This is a genomic window from Paracoccus jiaweipingae (genome assembly GCF_044335505.1).
Lineage (GTDB): Bacteria > Pseudomonadota > Alphaproteobacteria > Rhodobacterales > Rhodobacteraceae > Paracoccus.
The window spans coordinates 93,807-112,211 of sequence record NZ_JBISBS010000006.1 but is presented as its reverse complement, the minus strand read 5'-3'; the positions used below and the strand labels follow the sequence as shown (position 1 = coordinate 112,211).

General features: G+C 64.7%; 14 protein-coding genes and 1 tRNA gene. 5 read left to right on the top strand and 10 right to left on the bottom strand.

Annotation, left to right across the window (positions count from 1 at the left end; genetic code table 11):
- Nucleotides 1–2 precede the first annotated feature (2 nt).
- The 6 genes from ACFXP9_RS11465 to thrS all read right to left on the bottom strand — a co-directional run bounded on the left by ACFXP9_RS11465 (nucleotide 3) and on the right by thrS (nucleotide 7,038).
- Complete coding sequence (locus ACFXP9_RS11465) at nucleotides 3–1,157, bottom strand: MFS transporter (protein WP_397208811.1); 1,155 nt, start codon at nucleotides 1,155–1,157, stop codon at nucleotides 3–5.
- Between the two features lie 132 nt (nucleotides 1,158–1,289).
- Nucleotides 1,290–1,796: a metal-dependent hydrolase gene (locus tag ACFXP9_RS11460; protein ID WP_397208705.1), complete on the bottom strand. Its 507-nt coding sequence runs from the start codon at nucleotides 1,794–1,796 to the stop codon at nucleotides 1,290–1,292.
- A 27-nt stretch (nucleotides 1,797–1,823) separates the two neighbouring features.
- Complete coding sequence (locus ACFXP9_RS11455) at nucleotides 1,824–2,480, bottom strand: DsbA family oxidoreductase (RefSeq protein WP_397208706.1); 657 nt, start codon at nucleotides 2,478–2,480, stop codon at nucleotides 1,824–1,826.
- Nucleotides 2,480–3,958, bottom strand: a complete 1,479-nt coding sequence (locus tag ACFXP9_RS11450) for a class I adenylate-forming enzyme family protein (protein WP_397208707.1) — start codon at nucleotides 3,956–3,958, stop codon at nucleotides 2,480–2,482. The genes ACFXP9_RS11455 and ACFXP9_RS11450 overlap by 1 nt, the downstream gene beginning before the upstream one ends.
- A gap of 706 nt (nucleotides 3,959–4,664) precedes the next feature.
- Nucleotides 4,665–4,871, bottom strand: coding sequence for a cold-shock protein (locus ACFXP9_RS11445; RefSeq protein WP_397208708.1), 207 nt, complete (start codon nucleotides 4,869–4,871; stop codon nucleotides 4,665–4,667).
- 217 nt (nucleotides 4,872–5,088) lie between these two features.
- The gene (thrS, locus tag ACFXP9_RS11440) at nucleotides 5,089–7,038 is read right to left on the bottom strand and encodes a threonine--tRNA ligase (protein ID WP_397208709.1); all 1,950 of its coding nucleotides are present in this window, start codon (nucleotides 7,036–7,038) and stop codon (nucleotides 5,089–5,091) included.
- Between the two features lie 264 nt (nucleotides 7,039–7,302).
- On the opposite strand from thrS, the gene ACFXP9_RS11435 reads away from it, so the two are divergent.
- Nucleotides 7,303–8,049 carry an alpha/beta hydrolase gene (locus ACFXP9_RS11435; protein ID WP_397208710.1) on the top strand — a complete coding sequence of 249 codons (747 nt, stop codon included), beginning with the start codon at nucleotides 7,303–7,305 and terminating at the stop codon, nucleotides 8,047–8,049.
- An 83-nt stretch (nucleotides 8,050–8,132) separates the two neighbouring features.
- Here ACFXP9_RS11435 and phaZ read toward each other — a convergent pair whose 3' ends face one another.
- Complete coding sequence (gene phaZ, locus ACFXP9_RS11430; protein WP_397208711.1) at nucleotides 8,133–9,467, bottom strand: polyhydroxyalkanoate depolymerase; 1,335 nt, start codon at nucleotides 9,465–9,467, stop codon at nucleotides 8,133–8,135.
- 653 nt (nucleotides 9,468–10,120) lie between these two features.
- Here phaZ and phaC point away from each other — a divergent pair.
- From phaC to ACFXP9_RS11410, 4 genes are all read left to right on the top strand, one after another.
- Entirely contained in the window at nucleotides 10,121–11,917 is a 1,797-nt protein-coding gene (gene phaC / locus ACFXP9_RS11425; RefSeq protein ID WP_397208812.1) for a class I poly(R)-hydroxyalkanoic acid synthase, read from the top strand.
- Between the two features lie 125 nt (nucleotides 11,918–12,042).
- Nucleotides 12,043–12,498 (top strand): Phasin, encoded by a 456-nt coding sequence (locus ACFXP9_RS11420; RefSeq protein WP_397208712.1) that lies wholly within the window; start codon nucleotides 12,043–12,045, stop codon nucleotides 12,496–12,498.
- A gap of 108 nt (nucleotides 12,499–12,606) precedes the next feature.
- Nucleotides 12,607–13,176, top strand: coding sequence for a polyhydroxyalkanoate synthesis repressor PhaR (gene phaR / locus ACFXP9_RS11415; protein ID WP_397208713.1), 570 nt, complete (start codon nucleotides 12,607–12,609; stop codon nucleotides 13,174–13,176).
- A gap of 39 nt (nucleotides 13,177–13,215) precedes the next feature.
- Nucleotides 13,216–13,305: transfer RNA gene (locus tag ACFXP9_RS11410), tRNA-Ser, on the top strand.
- Nucleotides 13,306–13,570: 265 nt separating this feature from the next.
- Here ACFXP9_RS11410 and opgC read toward each other — a convergent pair.
- The 3 genes from opgC to ACFXP9_RS11395 are packed head-to-tail and all read right to left on the bottom strand — an operon-like array spanning nucleotide 13,571 to nucleotide 18,349.
- The gene (gene opgC, locus ACFXP9_RS11405; protein ID WP_397208714.1) at nucleotides 13,571–14,692 is read right to left on the bottom strand and encodes an OpgC domain-containing protein; all 1,122 of its coding nucleotides are present in this window, start codon (nucleotides 14,690–14,692) and stop codon (nucleotides 13,571–13,573) included.
- Nucleotides 14,689–16,812 (bottom strand): glucans biosynthesis glucosyltransferase MdoH, encoded by a 2,124-nt coding sequence (mdoH, locus tag ACFXP9_RS11400; RefSeq protein ID WP_397208715.1) that lies wholly within the window; start codon nucleotides 16,810–16,812, stop codon nucleotides 14,689–14,691. Before mdoH ends, opgC begins: the two co-directional genes overlap by 4 nt.
- Before the next feature lie 4 nt (nucleotides 16,813–16,816).
- On the bottom strand, nucleotides 16,817–18,349 hold the full coding sequence (locus tag ACFXP9_RS11395; RefSeq protein ID WP_397208716.1) for an OpgD/OpgG family glucan biosynthesis protein: 1,533 nt from the start codon (nucleotides 18,347–18,349) through the stop codon (nucleotides 16,817–16,819).
- Nucleotides 18,350–18,405 lie beyond the last annotated feature (56 nt).

Below are 18,405 nucleotides of genomic sequence, written 5' to 3'. Positions count from 1 at the left end.
GTTTAATCCGTCATCCGGCCCATCAGCAGCCATGCCAGCGCCGAACAGATCAGCGTCGCCAAGGTGATTGGCAATGCGGTGCCGTCATAGGACAGCCCGACCGGTGCCGCGATGACCACCGCCAGCAGCGTCGAGGCCGCCGCCACGATCGAGGCGGTCATGCCCGCGATATGCCCCATGCGTTGCAGCGCCAGTGCATTCAGGTTGCCAAAGGTGACCCCGGCCATGAAAAAGACGCTGACCGCCCACAGGAAAAAGGCCGGAAAGCGCAGAATATCCGGCAAAAGATCGCCAAACAGACAGATCGCGAACAGCCCCGAGGAAATGATCTGCATCAGATAGGCGGCGCGCGCGATGCGCCGCATTCCCAGCCGCATCACCAGACGGGCGTTCACGATGGTGCCGCTGCCCGACAGCAATGCCATGGCGGCGAACCACAATGGGAACTGATCGCCCTTGCCATAAGCCTCGCCAAACAGTTGTTGGGCCGAGGACAGCAGACCGAACATCTGCCCGAAGCCAAGGGTCAGAACGATGATGCACAAGACCACCTGACGGTCGGTCAGCACTTCGCGGATGGCGGCGCCAAGGGGGCCGGCCTTCAGCGGGCGCCGGCGCTCAGGCGGCAGGGTTTCGTCCTGACGCAGGTTCAGCCACAGCCCGCCGATCAGCGCAAAACAGATGAAGGCGATGAAGACCGCGTGCCATCCGCCAAGCCAGATCATCCCCGCCCCCAGCGAGGGCGCCAGTGCCGGGATCATGATAAACACCATCATGACGAAACTGGTGATCCGGGCCATCTCGCGCCCGGCATAAAGGTCGCGCACCAGCGCCAGGCCGACAATGCGTGGCCCAGAGGCCCCGACGCCCTGAATGAAGCGGCAGATCAGCAACACCTCAAGCGACTGTGCGAACAGCGCGGCGGCGGCGGCGGCGATATAGATGGCGAAACCAGCGGTAATCGCAGGTTTGCGCCCGATCGCGTCCGAAATCGGGCCGGCAAACAGCGTCCCCAGCCCCATGCCAAAGACAAAGCTGGTCAGGATCAGCTGGGCGCGGTTGACATTGTCAGGCGTCAGGCTGGCGGCGATGTCCGGCAGGGCCGGAAGCATGGCGTCGATGGAAAAGGCGATGGTGGCGAACAGAAAGGCCAGCATCCCGATGAATTCCGGCATGGGCAGGCGCCGGATATCGGGCGGGGACAGCTGCCCCGGTCCCGTGCTGGCGGGGGGTGGCGGCGGGGAAGGGGGTCTGGTCATGGCGGCACCTGTCGCGGCAGAACCCTTGACCTAACCCCGCGTGGCGGGCGACGCAAGCACCGGCCTTTTGAGGCGCTGACGCAGCCACAGGATCGCCGCAGCGATCCAGATCGCGATCTCGGCCAGAAATGTCCAGTGCAGGATAAAGCTGAGGGCCCAGTGATCATAGCGCGGCAGCACCGTTACCAGATGCAGCAACCGATCATTTATGGGCCACAGCCACATGATCCCGCCCGCCAGACTGTCCAGCAGCAGGTGCAGCGCGACTGCCGCCAGAAAGATCGCCACGGCCTGACGCTGACGCGCCGGGACACGACGCGCCACTGGCCAGAAGATGAGGGCGATGGCCAGCCAGATTGCCGGAATATGAGGCCAGAACCGATGATGATGGGTCTGCCCCTGATCGACAAAATAGAACCACAGCATGTCGAAATCGGGCGCCACCGCCCCCAGCAGGGCCGCCCCCATCGCCCATGGCCCCGTCCGGCCGATAGCCTTTGCCAAAACATAGCCCGAAGGCAGATGCGCGGTCAGCATGTCTGCCCCCTTATGCGGTCTGTCAGGTCAGCCTGCCGCTGCCAGATCGTCGATGACCTGCATCCACAGGCTGGCCGGCTGCGCCCCGGTTACGACATGACGGTCGGCCACGATGACGGTCGGCGTCGCGCGCACGCCGCGATCGCGGGCATGGGCCTCGGCCAACAGCACGGTGTCGATATCGGCCTCGGTCGTCAGCAGGCGCAAGACCATGGCGCCATCCATTCCGGCACTTGCGGCGATGTCGCGCAGCACATCGGGGCGCGCGATATTACGTCCTTCCCGCCAATGCGCCCGCATCAGCCCGGACATGACCCGCGTCTGCGCCGATTCGATTCCGGCCCAATGCAGCAGCCGAAAGGCGTTGGTGGTGTCGGGAACGCGCTCGATCAGCGAGGGGTTGATCCACAGGCCCAAACGCTCGGCTGCGGCCATCACCGGGCCCATGGCGTCAAGAATACCTTTTTCGTCGCGGTATTTGGCCTTCATATAGGTCACATAATCCATCCCCGCCGCCGGCATCTGGGGCTCCAGCCGGAAGGGATGCCACGTCAAGGCCAGCGGGTGCCGTGGCCGGGCTTCCAGCGCTCGGTCCAGTTCGGCCTTGGCGATCAGCGACCACGGGCAGGTCGGGTCAGCAAAGATGTCCAGCCGGACCTGTGCGGATGTGGGCTGAAGCGGCATCAGCGGTCCTTCCGATATGTATCGCGCAACTGGCGGCGGTTGATCTTGCCCGTCGGTGTGCGCGGCAGGCTGTCGATATGAATGTAATCGCGGGGCTGCTTATAGCGGGCAAGGTGCTGTTGAGCCAGATCGCGCAGCGACTGCGCGCTGGCCGCACCGGTCCAGAACAGCGCGATGATGCTGCTGCCCGGCCCGACCGGCAGTTCCGTCGCGGCCACGTCGCCGGCATCGGGCAGGGTGGCCAGAACCTCCTCGATCTCGGCTGGCGAGACGCGGAAACCGCCGGCATTCATAATGTCATCGGCCCGCCCCTCCAGCCGGATGGCGCCGCTGTCCTCGGCCACCGCGATGTCGCCGGTCAGGAACCAGTCGCCGCGAAACCTGGCGGCGGTTTCCCCGGGCTGGTCCAGATAGCCCAGAAACAGCCCCTGATCGTCGCGATGAATGGCCAGCGCACCGGGTTCGCCCGTCGGGGCAGGGGTGGCGTCATCGCGCAGAATGGCGACCCGGCGATCCGCCTGTGCAAAGCCCGCCGTGCCGACCGGCGCGGGCCGCGACGGGGACCCCGACAGGAAGGTCGAACATTCCGACAGGCCCATTGCCTCGTGCAGGTCGGTGCCGGTGCGGATCTGCCAGTCGGCGCGCAATCCCGGGTCCAGCCTTTCGCCCGCCGCCAGCCCGTGACGCAGGCTGGCAATGGGTGGCCATTCGGCGCGCAGCATCCGCCGGAACACGCCCGGCGCGGCGGCCAGAATGGTGGCGCCGTGACGGTTGGCCAGCAGGGGGATCTGTTCGATCGCTGTGCCTTCGGCCGGGATCAGCGCGGTGGCGCCCATCGTCCACGGGTCCATCAGCCCGGTGCCAAGGGTAAAGGTCCAGTTGAATGCACCGGCATGAAGCAAGCGGTCGCTGGCCCCCAGCCCATACCAGTCCGTGAACATGGCCCGCCGTGCCAGAATGGCGCGATGGGCGTGCATCACGGCGCGCGGCTGCCCGGTCGAGCCGGAGGTATAGATGATATAGGCCAGCCGTTCCGGGTCGCCCATTTCCCAGTCCGCGGCGGGCAGGTCGGCCATGGCGGTAATCTGGTCCTCGGTCAGGACCGGGGCGTGATGCTGGGGCAGCGCAATATCGGCCCCGGCGACAATCGCCTTGGGATGAAGGGTCTGGGACAGTTTGGTGATTTCTGGCGCGGTCAGCATGGCCGAGGTCGGCACCGGCACAATGCCGGCGGCGATGGCACCCAGATAGGCAATGGGAAAGCCCGGCGTGTTCCCCAGCCGGATCAACAGGCGGTCGCCCGGCACAAGGCCCGACTGGCGCAGCCCGGTCGCCGTGCCGCGCACCGCCGCGATCAGCCGCGCATAGGACCAGCGGTCAGCCCGGCTGGGACCAACCACCGACATGGCCAGTTTCTCAGGGGTCTGCGCGCCGGCGTGCAGCACATATTCCGCAAGGTTGAAGGGGGATTGCGTCATCACTTGGCCTGTCGGTTGGGGCGGATCACGGGGGTGGTGCTTAGCCCTTTGTGCCGGTTTTTGCCAGATCAAAACCGGAATATGTCCGGGCTGACGGCGATGATCGGGCCGCGCGGCGGGGGCGGCGTAAGGGGGTGGCCCGAGCGCCCCGGTTGGCGCCGCAGAACCCACAGCAGCGGGCAGCGATGGACGGGCAAAGGAAGACGCGGCCCAGAATCGCCGCGGCGAAAAGGGGGGCGACGCAGAAAGATCCTTGTCAGAATAATCTGTTGCGCGGTCTTTGTCGGGGCGGCGCTTCTGGGCTGCGGCGCGCGGGGTTGTTCTGCTGATGGTTATTCCACTGCCGTGAAAATGTGACTGACGCCCGCCGCAGGGCGCTGGGTAACGTCCCCTTCTGGACCGCATTCGTGGCCGTGCCAACCAGCAAGGAGTGGTGTGAAACAGGTGTTGCCCATGTCTGACAGGACGCACAACTCAGCGGCATAGCGGACAGGAGGGGCGGATATGGAATACGGGTTCTAAGTGTTCGGACAGCGCAGCAAAAGTCCGACGCGGGCGGGAACCGAATGACACCTGCGTCGCATGAACCCCATCTGAAAAGGGGCGCCACGGGCGAACGCATCGCGGTTGGACATGCAAAAGGCCCGCGCCGGGGCGCGGGCCTTGATGCCTGATCGCGCTGACGGGGCAGGCCCCGCCGCGGCGATTACATCAGTTGCAGATCCGAAGCCGAAGCGCGACCGTCGCGGCCGGACTGAAGCTCGTAGCTGACTTTTTGGTTGTCTTGCAGACCTTTCAGGCCGGCACGCTCGACCGCCGAGATGTGCACGAACACATCTTTGCCGCCATCGTCGGGCGCGATGAAGCCGAAGCCTTTGGTGGCGTTAAACCATTTCACGGTACCGGTAGCCATGACCGTCTCTCCTTCAAAAAATCCCACCAGCGATATTGCCAGGGTGGGCCGTGCAGCCTGTCTTTCGGTCGTCCGGCTGCCCCGTAAAGGGAGGCGGTAGAAAGTATGCTCACGCTGGGGACAGCATGAAGCAAATTGGCGCAAACACAAGCAAGAAACGCCCGCTTATGTAAAGCGAGCGTGAATTTTTGCTGACAATGCGGCTTTTCCGCCCCGGTCAGACCAGATCGGGGGCGGTTGCCTGTGCGGAAAGCTGGGCCACGACCTGATCCAGCGACAGCGATTCGCTGCCCTGCTTGTCCAGCTGCCGCATCGAGACGGTGCGGTTTTCGACCTCTTTCATGCCGATGGCCAGAATCACCGGCACCTTTGCCAGCGAATGTTCCCGCACCTTGTAGTTGATTTTTTCGTTGCGGGTATCGGCCTCGGCCCGCACGCCCGCCATCAGCAGCGCGGCGGCGACCTCTTCGACATAATCGTCGGCATCCGACACGATCGAGGCCACCACGACCTGACGCGGCGCCAGCCAGAATGGCAGCTTGCCGGCATAGTTTTCGATCAACATGCCGATAAAGCGTTCAAAGCTGCCCAGAACCGCGCGGTGCAGCATGACCGGACGGTGCTTGTTGCCATCGGCGCCGACATATTCGGCATCAAGGCGTTCGGGCAGGTTGGGGTCGACCTGCAAGGTGCCGCATTGCCAGTCGCGGCCAATCGCATCGGTCAGCACGAATTCCAGCTTGGGACCATAGAACGCGCCTTCGCCTTCAAAGATTTCATAGCTGTGACCAGCGGCGGTCACGGCATTGGCCAGCGCGGCCTCGGCATGGTCCCAGCTTTCCTCGGAGCCGATGCGCTTTTCGGGGCGGGTGGACAGCTTGATGCGCCAGTCGGTAAAGCCCAGATCGGCATAGACGCGCGACAAAAGGCCGATGAATTTCTGCGACTCGGCCTGAATCTGGTCGCTGGTGCAGAAAATATGCGCGTCATCCTGGGTAAAGCCGCGCACCCGCATGATGCCATGCAGCGCGCCCGAGGGTTCATAGCGGTTGCACGAGCCGAATTCCGCGATGCGCAGCGGCAGGTCGCGATAGGATTTCAGCCCCACCTTGAAGATTTCGACATGGCAGGGGCAGTTCATCGGCTTGAGCGCGTTAACCGTCTTTTCGCGGGCGTGATCTTCGTCAACCTCGACGATGAACATGTTTTCCTGGTAATTGTCCCAGTGGCCCGAGGCCTCCCACAATTTGCGGTTCACCACCTGCGGGGTGTTGACCTCGACATAGCCATCGCGGCGCTGCTGGCGGCGCATATAGTCCTGAAGCGTGGTGTAAATCGTCCAGCCATTGGGGTGCCAGAAAACCTGACCGGGGGCTTCCTCCTGCATGTGGAACAGGTCCATTTCGCGCCCCAACTTGCGGTGGTCGCGTTTGGCGGCCTCTTCCAGCATGTGCATATGGGCTTTCAGGTCGTCGCGGTTGCGGAAAGCCACGCCATAGATGCGTTGCAGCATCGGGCGGGTGCTGTCGCCCAACCAATAGGCGCCGGCGACATGGGTCAGTTTGAACGCATCGGCGGGCAGTTGGCCGGTCGATTGCAGATGCGGGCCGCGGCACAGATCCTGCCAGTCGCCATGCCAGTACATGCGCAGGTCCTCGCCCTCGGGGATGCGGTTGACCAGTTCGACCTTGAAGGGTTCGTTCGCGGCTTCGTAATGGGCGATGGCGCGGGCGCGGTCCCAGACCTCGGTGCGGACCGGTTCGCGCGCGGCGATGATCTGTTTCATCTTGGCTTCGATGGCGCCCAGATCCTCGGGGGTGAAGGGTTCAGCGCGGTCGAAATCGTAAAACCAGCCGGCATCGCGCACCGGGCCGATGGTGACCTTGACGTCGGGCCACAATTCCTGAACCGCGCGCGCCATGACATGGGCGAAATCGTGCCGGATCAGTTCCAGCGCCGGGGCGTCGTCCTTCATCGTGTTGATGGCGATGCTGCCATCCTGCGTCAGCGGCCATTGCAGGTCGGTATGCTGGCCGTTCACGGTCGCGGAAATGGCGCGTTTGGCCAGCGAAGGGGCAATGCTTTCAGCGACCTGCGCAGCGGTGATGCCAGCGGGATAGTCGCGTTTATTGCCATCGGGAAAGGTAAGGGAGATCTGGCCAGACATGCTTGGCTCCTCGTCGGTTTGGCGCCCACGGAACGCCCGGTTGCGGGTTATGTGTCCGCGCCTCTTGCGACCTGAGGCGGGGAAAGTCAACATGCGCGGTGTGAGTGGGGCGCGTGCGACGCAGTGCCTGCGGCTTTCGGTAGGGGGCACGCCCCCACACCCGCAGTTTTCCGTGGGGGTTTCACACCCCCACACCCGCAGTTCTTTGTGGGGGTTTCACACCCCCACGCCCCCGTGGGATATTTGAACCAAGACGAGGACGTGATGCCCCAATATCTGGATACGCCGCAGGGGCGGCGAATTGCCTATGAACAGCTTGCCGGAAACGGGCCGGGCGTGGTGTTTCTGGGCGGTTTCAAATCGGACATGCAGGGCACCAAGGCGCTGTATTTGCAGGATTGGGCGCGCGCGCAGGGGCGGGGGTTCCTGCGTTTCGACTATTCCGGGCACGGCGAAAGCAGCGGCGATTTCGAGGCCGGATGTATCGGTGACTGGTTTGCCGATGCGGCGGCGGCGATCACCGCCCTGACCGAGGGGCCGCAACTGCTGGTCGGGTCCAGCATGGGCGGCTGGATCAGCCTGCTGGTTGCGCGGGCGATGCCGGAACGGGTGGCCGGGCTGGTGACGGTCGCGGCGGCGCCCGATTTCACCCGCAATGGTTTTTGGGCCGGTTTCACCGAGGCGCAGCGGGCCGAGGTCATGGCGACCGGGCGGATCGAATTACCGTCGGATTACGATGACAGCCCCTATGTGATCACGCGGCGTCTGATCGAGGATGGTGATGACCATCTGGTGCTGGACCGACCGCTGATGCTGCCCTTCCCGGTGCGTTTCCTGCAAGGCACCGCGGATGCCGATGTGCCGATGGATTGGGCGCTGCGGCTGCTGGACCACTGCAACGGGCCGGATATGCGGCTGGCGCTGGTCAAGGATGCCGATCACCGGTTTTCGACGCCCGACTGTCTGTCCCTGATCGCCGGCAGCGTCGAAGAGGTTCTGGCCCGGCTGTAACCCGTCCGGGATGCGGCGGGGGGTATGGCCCGCCGCGCCATCCTGGCGCCCAAACCCGCAGGGGCCTTGGGGCCTGATCCGGGTCAGACCGCGATCTTGTCGTCGCGGATGGGCGTCTGGGTGTCGCTGGCGGTATCGGCCACCTGAACGCGGCCCCGCCTGCGGTGCTTTTCGCCGGTGGTGTTTTCATCCATGAAATCAAGCACCAGCGGGCGGATATTCAGGCGCCACGACTTGCCGGCGAAAATGCCGTAATGGCCGGCGCCGGGTTCCAGATGCTGCTGTTTGCGCGCCGCATCGACGCCGGTGCACAGATCCAGCGCCGCGACGCATTGGCCGGGGGCCGAGATGTCGTCATTGGCGCCCTCGACCGTCATGATGCCGATATTGCGGATCTTGCCCAGATCGACGGGCTGGCCTTCGATGGTAAAGCGGTTCTGGGCGATTTCCAGCCCCTTGAAGATCCGCTCGACCGTCGAGAGGTAAAATTCCGCCGTCATGTCCATGACCGCCAGATATTCGTCATAGAACTTGTTGTGTTTGTCGTTTTCAGAGGCCTCGCCACGGGCCTCGGCAAAGATCTTGTTGATGAAGGCATTGGCGTGGGTGTCGGCATTCATGGTGATGAAGGACGACAGTTGCGCCAGCCCCGGATAGACCATGCGCCCGGCACCGGCATATTTCATCCCGACCTGCTGGATGGCCAGATGCTCCAGCTCGCCCATGGTGACGCGGTTGCCAAAATCGGTGACCTCGGTCGCGGCGGCATCGGGGTCGATGGGACCGCCGATCAGCGTCAGCGTGCGAGGTTGCAGTTTCTCATCCTCGGCGGCCAGAACGGCGGTGGCGGCCAGCGCCAGCGGCGCCGGCTGGCAGATCGCGATGACATGGGTGTCCGGTCCCAGATGGCGGATGAAGCGGACCAGATACTGGGTGTAATCCTCGATGTCGAACTTGCCGCAGGACACGGGAATGTCGCGGGCATTGTGCCAGTCGGTGGCATAGACATCGCAATCGGGCAGCAGCGATACCACCGTCGATCGCACCAGCGTCGCGTAATGGCCCGACATCGGCGCCACCACCAGCACCTTGCGCGGCATCGGGTCACGGCGGGCGACGCGAAAGCGGATCAGGTCGCCAAAGGGTTGGGACAGCTCTTTTTCGACATAGGTGATGTGGTCCTGTCCGTCCTGCCCGGCGATGGGGGGGATGTTCCAGTCGGGCTTGATCACCATGCGGGCAAAGCTGCGTTCGGTCACCCGGCCCCAGGCGCTGAGCAGTTTGAACGCCGGATGCGGGATCATCGAAAACACCGGATAGGACGCCATGGCCCGCGCCGATGCCCCCAGCCATTCATTGGTGTTGCGAATGGTTTCCATCGCGTCATAGGACACGATCCCACGATAGCCCTTGAACATGTTTCCCGTCCCGATCGCTTGTGCGCGCAATCATGCTGCGCTGCGGCATGGTTGCGGCAAGAAGTTCCTTTACGCCCTGTCGGGCTGTGTCATATGGTGGCCGAAGGTAGGGAGGATTCGTCGCCATGGCAAGCAAAGACAGCAATTCCACCACAGATTCTGCGCCGTCCGACCCGGTCGCCGACACGCCCGGCGCGGCTGCAAAAGGCAGCAAGGGTGCCGCGGGGGCGGGGGCTGGCGGCGGCAAAAATGCTGCACCTGCAAAGAAGGCCGCAACCGGGTCTCGCAAAGCCGTGGCAGGGGACAGCAACAGCCCTGCCAAGTCTGGCGCGCGGGCCGCGCGGCCCAAGGCGACCAGCGCCGGTAAGGCCAGCGGGGCCAAGGCGGGCGTCACCGAAACCGGCACGGCACCTGCCGGGGGCGCATCGGCGGCGGGCGGCGCGAAACCGGCGGCCAAACCGTCCCGCGCCGCGACGCGCAAACCCGCCACCGCGCGCAGCGCCCGCGCCAAGGCGCCGCAGCGCAGCGACACCCGCACCACCACCCACCCCAAGGCCGCGCAGGCGCCCAAACCCGCCGCTGCGGCACCCGCCCCGGCAACAGCCGATGCCCCCAAGCCGCAGGCCCCCAATCCGCAGACCCGCAGCGCCGCCATGCCCGATTTCAGCCCGGTGCAGGCCGACAGTCTGGCCGAGGCGATGGCGCTGAATGTGGAACGGATCGAGGGGCTGACCCAGCGCCTGATGGCGGCGCTGGCGCGGCGCCCGCTGCACAGCCCGGCGGTCGAGGCGCCGGGGCCTGAACTGTATCTGTCCACCGCGCAGGCCTGGGCCAAGCTGCTGGCCGAACAACCGGCGCGGATTTTGGAACAACAGATCAGCTATTGGGGCGATACGCTGAAACATTATGCCCAGGTGCAGCAGGATCTGGCGCAGGGCCGGCTGATGACCGGCGCTGATACGGATGGCGATGACGCGGATGGCGAAACCGACAAGCGCTTTGCCAACCCGCTGTGGCGCACGCACCCGTTCTTTGATTTCGTGCGCAAGCAATACAAGATCAATTCCGAGGCCATGCTGCGCGCCGCGGCGGAACTGAACCTGCCCGATGAAACCGCCCGGCGCCGGGTGGAATGGTTTACCCGCCAGCTGATCGACATGATGGCGCCGACGAATTTTCTGGCCACCAACCCCGACGCGCTGCAACGGGCGATCGAGACCGAGGGTGCCAGCCTGATCCGGGGGCTGGAAAATCTGGTCCGCGATGTCGAGGCCAATGGCGGCGAGGTCATCGTGTCGCTGGCTGATCGCGATGCGTTCGAGGTCGGCCAGAATATCGGCGCATCCGAGGGCCGGGTGGTCGCGCGCAGCCCCTTATACGAGCTGATCCAGTACAGCCCCACCACCGAACAGGTGCACGCCACGCCGGTGGTGATCTTTCCGCCATGGATCAACAAATTCTATATTCTGGACCTGAAGCCGCAAAACAGCCTGATCAAATGGATCGTCGATCAGGGCTTTACCCTGTTCGTGGTCAGCTGGAAAAACCCTGACCTGTCCTATGCCGATACCGGGATGGACCAGTATGTCAGCGCCTATCTGTCGGTCATGGATCAGGTGCTGTCGCTGACCGGGCAGGACAAGCTGAACGCTGTCGGTTACTGCATCGCCGGCACCACGCTGGCGCTGACGCTGGCGCTGATGAAGGCGCGCGGCGATGACCGGGTCAACAGCGCCACCTTCTTTACCACGCTGACCGATTTTTCCGATCAGGGCGAATTCACCCCCTATCTTCAGAACGATTTCGTCGATGGGCTGGCGGAGGAGGTCGCCCGCGCAGGCATTCTGCCCGCGCAGCTGATGACCCGCACCTTCAGCTTTCTGCGCGCCAATGATCTGGTCTGGGGACCGGCCATCCGCAGCTATCTGATGGGCGAGGCGCCGCCCGCCTTTGACCTGCTGTATTGGAACGGCGACGGCACCAACCTGCCGGGGCGCATGGCGATGGAATATCTGCGCGGTTTGTGTCAGGACAACCGCTTTGCCGGGGATGGCTTTACCATTCTGGGCCAGCAGGTGCGGCTGCGCGATGTGACCCTGCCGCTTTGCGCCATTGCCTGCGAAACCGACCATATCGCGCCCTGGCGGCAAAGCTGGCTTGGGGTGTCGCAGATGGGGTCGCCCGACAAACAGTTCATCCTGTCCGAATCGGGGCATATCGCGGGCATCGTCAACCCGCCTTCGAAAAAGAAATACGGCCATTACACCTCCGATGGCGGTTTTGACGACGGCCCCGAGGGCTGGCGTGACACGGCCCGGTTCCACCCCGGCAGCTGGTGGCCGCGCTGGTCGGACTGGCTGGCGGGGTTTTCCGGCCCGATGGTGCCCGCGCGCCAGCCCGATGCGAAAAACGACCCGGCGCCGGGCCGTTACGTTCACGAAAAATTGTAGGAAATTGCTGCACCGCGGCATCAAATACTTGAAATGCTGCGGTGCAGCAATTATACTGAGACCGTCATCATCGAAGCGTCGGGCGCATCCAGCACAGTCGCCCGTCCAGCAAAGGAGACTATGACATGGCCAAGACCCCCGATTTCACCAAAACCTTCCAAGACATGATGCAGCAGTTCCCGGTTGACACCAGCTCGCTGCAAGACGCGTTCAAATCGCAAGCCGCGCTGAGCGAGAAAATGGCCAAAGTCGCACTGGCCGCCGCCGAGCGCTCGACCGAGATCAGCGCGCAATGGGCCAAGGACACCCTGTCGCGGATGGGCGAACTGGCCGTCTCGCGCGAGGAGCCGTCGGACTATGCCAAGGCGATGAGCGATTTCACCACCGCCGCCGCCGAAATGGCCGCCGAGCACATGGCCGCCTATGCCGAGGTTGCCAAGAAGGTTCAGATGGACACCGTCGACCTGATGCTGACCACCGGCAAGGACCTGGCTGCCGATGCGCAGGACGCGGTCGAAAAGACCACCCGTCAGGCCCAGGCCGCGGCCCGCAAGGCGACCACCCCGGCTGCCAAGGTCTGATCGGTTTATCCCGTTTTCAGGAAGGGGGCGCGGGTTGCGCCCCTTTTTCTTTTGCAATTTTCCGGGGCGCACCGCACAATGTTGCAACTGCGAACAAGGAGGGTGCGGATGAGTTCTGCGGCAGACAAGAACCAGCTGCTGATCAAGCGTTATGCCAGCCGGCGGCTGTATAACACCGAGACCAGCGATTATGTCACGCTTGAAGACATCGCCCGCTTTATCCGTGACGGGCGCGAGGTCAAGATCGTTGACCTGAAATCCGGCGACGACCTGACCCGCCAGTATCTGCTGCAAATCGTGGCCGAACATGAAAGCCGCGGCGAAAATGTGCTGCCGATCGAGGTGCTGACCGATCTGGTGCGCAGCTATACCACGCAGGCGCAGTCGGTGGTGCCGCAATTCCTGGCCGCCAGCTTTGAAATGCTGCGCGAGGGTCAGTCCAAGCTGATGGAAAACATGGCCACCATCCCCAACCCGATGTCGGGAATGCCGGGGTTTGAACAGCTTCAGCGCCAGCAACAGATGTTTCTGCGCGCGATGATGGGCAACTGGCCCAAGGGCAGCAGCGGTCCCGACCTGTCGGAGCTGGACATGCAGGCCGACAGCGCCCCCAATGGCGACATGGCCGATATCCGCCGCCAGCTGGCCGAACTTCAGGCGAAGATTTCCAAGCTCTGACTTGCACCCCGCCGCATCGCGGGCTAAAGGGGGCGGCACGGACGGTTGGCCGAGTGGTCGAAGGCGCACGCCTGGAAAGTGTGTAGGCGGGGAACCGTCTCGAGGGTTCGAATCCCTCACCGTCCGCCATTTCTTTTAATGTATTGTATTGATTGAATTTTTTCATCGCTTTGTATCCGGCGATACACTGTTCTGCTGTTATCCTGATTGGTTGCAAAACAGCTGATTTCTGCCGCGCATTTCATCGGCGCTTGCCTTCGGTAAGAAGGGGGCTGTGTCCCCATATCTTTCAAACAGATGGGGGACCTGCACAGCGCCCGGGCTTTCCGGCTTTGTCTTGCGGTGCTGTGTTATTATGGGGGTGGCGGCGAATGTGCTTTGGCATATCGCGGCGTCAGGCGGCTGTGGGTTGTGATTGGTGGCGCCGGTGGGCTTGCCAGCGGTCCCATGCCAGTGCCACCAGCCACAGGGTCAGCACCACCCCCAGATCGACCGCCAGCTTGACCGGCTGGTCCTTGCGCCATTGCATCTGCGCCGCATCGCCAAGGATCGACAGCAGCACGCAACTGACAAAGGTCATCAGCCCGCCGCGCCCGATCAGGGCCAGTGCGCGTCCGCCGCGGGTGGCGGCCAGCCGTTCCAGCGGCTGTGCCATCGGCACCGCCACTGCCCATGTCGCGGCCATGACCGACGCAAAGCGCAGCCCGTCCATCGACCATTTGTCGATCGGCCCGGTCACCGCCAGCACCGCCGACATCAGCGGCTTGCCCGCCGGTCCCAGCCAGCCGATCATCGCAAACAGCACCCCCGCCGTCAGCACGAACGCCGCCAGCAGGTTCAGCACCCCCGTCCATGGCCGCAGAACCGCCATCAGCGGCGCGCGGAAATAGCCCATGGCCGCGCCGGAATAAAACAGCATCTGCCAGCCGAATGGGTTGAACAGCAACCCGCCATTGGCGCGTTCGGTCGGCAGCAATGCGTTCAGCTGGACGGCAAAGAGCCACATCCCGACCGAGATGATCGCAAAAGCCGCCGGCTGGCGCGTCAGCGCCGGCATCAGCACCGGCGCCGAGGCGATCAGCACCACATACAGCCCCAGCACGTCGATCAGGTTGGGCTGGGTCCACAGGATCGCCACGCGCCACAGGTAATCCAGCGGGTCGGTGGTGATCTGGCGGGCGTAATCGGTCCAGATCGCGGTGTGTTTCAGCCCCAGTTCCAGCAGCCCCCAGGACAGCAGCGCCATGACCACCGCGCCGATCAGCAGCGCGCGCCAGACCTCGAAGGCGCGGCGTGCAAAGCGGCGCTGCGCGGCGGCCATGCCGGCATCGGCCTCGAACTTGCGCCAGACCAGCCCGACCAGAAACCCCGACAGCAGCACGAACAGTTCCGCCGCGTCGAACACCGCGTAATTCGAGATCGCCGCCGAGCGCAGCACCCCGATCGGCATGTGGTTCAGCATGATGCAGACCAGCGCATAGCCGCGCATCATGTCCAGCGCATAGATCCGCCTCATGCCGGCAAATCAGCCCAATGCTGTAACAGCGCGGGTTGTCCCAGCAGGGCGGCTTTTTCATCAGTCGACAGGAAGGACAGCGCCTGACCGCGGCTGGTGGCGGCGGCGATCTTGGCGCCGGCAGAGATCTCGGGCAGGCGCTCGGCGGCGGGACGGGGGGTGTGCGGCGGCAGCATGGCGATGTGATCGGCCAGCACTTGCGGATCGGCCCCCAGCGCCGCGAAATCGGGCAGGCGCTGGCCGATCTGGAATGCCAGCTGATTGGCGCTGGCCATGATCGGCGGGGTGTTGCGTTCCTCGGGGGTCAGCAACAGGCCGCGACGGCGGGCCCAACGGCCGATGACAGGCGATGCGCTCCAGCGCGAGGTCAGGGGCGACAGGATCAGCCCGGCAAGGATGGGCGACAGCCAGATCAACTGGCCGGGCGAAAACACACCCAGCACCACCAGCGTGCCAAGCCCCAGCCCGACATGGGCGGCGTGATGGCGCAGCACGACACGCCAGCCGGGCATCGCCCCGGCGCGGACCTGTGCCTCCCATCCGCTGTCGCGACCGCGCAGAATGTCAAAAATCTGCCGGGTCTGGATCAGCATCTGGACCGGGGCGATCAGGGTCGACAGCAAAATCTCGAACAGGGCCGAACGGATGATCCGCCACGCGCCGCCGGCCCCGTCGCGCAGGGTCGGGCGGAACATGGCCGCGATCACGGCGATCAGCTTGGGCGTCAGCAAAAACACCATCGCCGCCACGAACAGCCACAGCATCCGCGTCGGGTCAAAGACCGGCCAGCTGGGAAACAGCTGATAGGTCTGTGGAAAATATTCAGGGCGCGACAACAGCACATGCACCGCCAGCGCCAGCCCGACAAGGATCATCGCCAGCCACAGCGGCGACATCACAAAGCCCAGAATGCCAATGACGAAATGCACCCGGCTGACCGGGGACAGGCCGCGCGCCAGCAACAGCCGCGCATGTTGCAGGTTGCCCTGCGCCCAACGCCGTTCACGCACCGCCATGTCCAGCAGGGTCGGCGGGCTGCCCTCGAAGCTGGCGCGCAGGTCGTGATCCAGCCGCACCTTCCAGCCGGCACGGCGCATCAGCGCGGCCTCGACAAAATCATGCGACAGGATGGTGCCGCCAAAGGGCGGGCGACCGGGCAGGTCAGGCAGGCCACAGCAGGCGGCAAAAGCCTGCATTCGGATCATCGCGTTATGGCCCCAGTAATTGCCATCATCGCCCGACCATGCCGACACCCCGCGCGCCACCGCCGCGCCATAGATGCGGCCCGCAAACTGGATCAGCCGGGCAAAGATGGTCTGGCCGCCGACCAGCATCGGCATGGTCTGGATCAGCCCCAGTTCCGGGTCGGCCTGCATCCGCGCCGACATCGCGGCAATGGTCTGGCCGCCGATAATGCTGTCGGCATCCAGCACCACCATCTGGTCATAGCGCCCGCCCCAGCGGCGCACGAATTCGGCCACATTTCCGGCCTTCCGCCCGGCATTGGATTCGCGGCGCCGATACCAGACCGGCACCGGCGACAGGGCGCGCAACCGGGTGATGGCGGCGGTTTCGGCCAGCCACGATTCCGGGCGGCGGCTGTCGGACAGCACGAAAATCTCGGCCCGGTCGGTCAGCCCGGCTGTTGCCAGTTCTTGCGCCAGCGCCGCCAGCAGGCCCGAGGTCTCGGCCGGGTTTTCGTGATAGACGGGCATGACCACAGCGATGCGGGCGGTGGTCGGGCCGTCCGGGGTCAGCGGACGCGATGCGATCAGCCCGGCAAGAACCGAGGTAAAGGAAAACCCGACCCAGCCAAAGGTCAGCGTGAACAGCCCCAGCAGCACCACCTGAAGCGGGGTCATGGTTTCGCCAAAGACCAGCGACATCTGCCACGCGCCGATGCAGGCAATGGCCAGCGCGCCACCAAAGGCGATCAGCCGCGCCAGCCAGACACGCAGCCCCGGCCAGCGCCGCCCCGGACCGCTGTCGCGCGGCGCGGGCCGGTCAAAGGCCTGTTGCGGCATAGCCAGCGGGGCCTCGGGCGGGGTGGGCGGACAGAGGGGCTGGCTGACGGGCGGCTGCGCGGAAAGCGGCGCCGGGGCTGGCGGATGCGGGGTCAAGCGATCACCCTTCCGTCCAGCGGCTGAGCCATGTTTCCGACAGCGGCCCGTTTGGCCCGTCCAGCCGCGCCGTCAGTTCCGCCAGCCTGGCCCCCTGCGGGATAAAGCTGAAGGCCAGACGGATACGGTCCTCGTCGGGCAGCAGGATGATATGCACGCCCTCGACCGTGCCCTTCGAGGCGGTGACCACCGGCGTCAGTTCACGCTCGGCCAGGGTTTGCGCGTCAAAGTCGATGACAAAACTGCGCCGCTTGGGGTCGTTGACCGACAGGCCCGACAGCGTCTGCACCACCCGCGACACCGGCGCCAGGTCGGGCGGCAGCGGCGCGAATGTCAGCCCATAGGCAAAGTCATAGCGCCGCCCCGCCTTCAGCGTCAGCGCCGGCTGCCAATAGGCGACGATATTGTCGTTGAATTCATTATTGGCCGGAATTTCGACCAGCGTGACCGTGCCCTTGCCCCATTTGCCGCGCGGGCTGATCCAGGCCGAGGGGCGCTTTTCATAACGCGCCTCGCTGTCCTCGTAATGGGCAAAGGCACGCGGGCGCTGCGCCAGCCCGAATCCGCGCGGGTCCTCGTCCATGAAGGCCGAGATTTGCAGGGTGGCGGGGTTGTTCAGCGACCGCCACAGCCGGGTTTCGCGCCCGGTCAGCATCTGCAACCCGTTGGAATCGTGAACGCGCGGGCGGTAATCGTCGACCGTGGCGCGGTCCTCGGGGCCGAACCAGTACATCGAGGTCAGCGGCGCGATGCCGACATTGTCCAGATCCTTGCGCGGGAACAGCGCACAGCGGGTTTCCACCACGGTGTCGGCGCCGGGGCTGACGATAAATTCGAACCCGCCCGCGATCGAGGGGCTGTCCAGCAGCGCATGGATCCTGACTGAACGCGCCCGGCTTTCGGGTTTATGCACCCAGAAGGCGCGGAAGATGGGGAATTCCTCGCCCGCGGCGCTGCCGGTTCCCAGCGCCAGGCCGCGCGCCGACAGCCCATACAGCGTGTTGCGCGCCACCGCGCGGAAATAGCTGGCGCCCTGAAACACCAGAAATTCATCCATCACATCGGGCCGGTTCAGCGGCGCACGCAGCCGGAAGCCCGACCAGGACAGCCCCCTGACATCATCGGTGTCGATGCCGTCGGGGAACAGCGCCGGATCGAATTCGAACATGTCGGGCAGGAAGGGCAGGGGGGTGACCACATTTCCGCTGACCAGATTGATCTCGACCGCCTCGTGAAAGATCAGGCCGGGGGGCAGCAGGTCGATGGCGAAATCGCCCTGTCCCTGCCACGGGTCGCGGTCGCGGCGAAAGCGGATGGCGCGATACTGGTCATACGTCAGGTCGGCAAAGGTCCCCGACATGGTCATGCGCGCCGATTCGAACGGACGCGAGGCGCGGTCCTTGGCAATCGCCGCCAGCGCGTCAAAGTCAAAGCCACGGGGTGCGGCGGCGGTGTCCTGTGCCGCGACCGGTGCAGCGCCAAAGGCGCCGGCCGCCATTGCAGCAGCGGCAGAGGATAACAGGTCGCGACGGTTCATAGTTTTTCCCCGACATCAATCACTTGCCCAGCCCCGCAGCATTGCGGCAGCCGTGG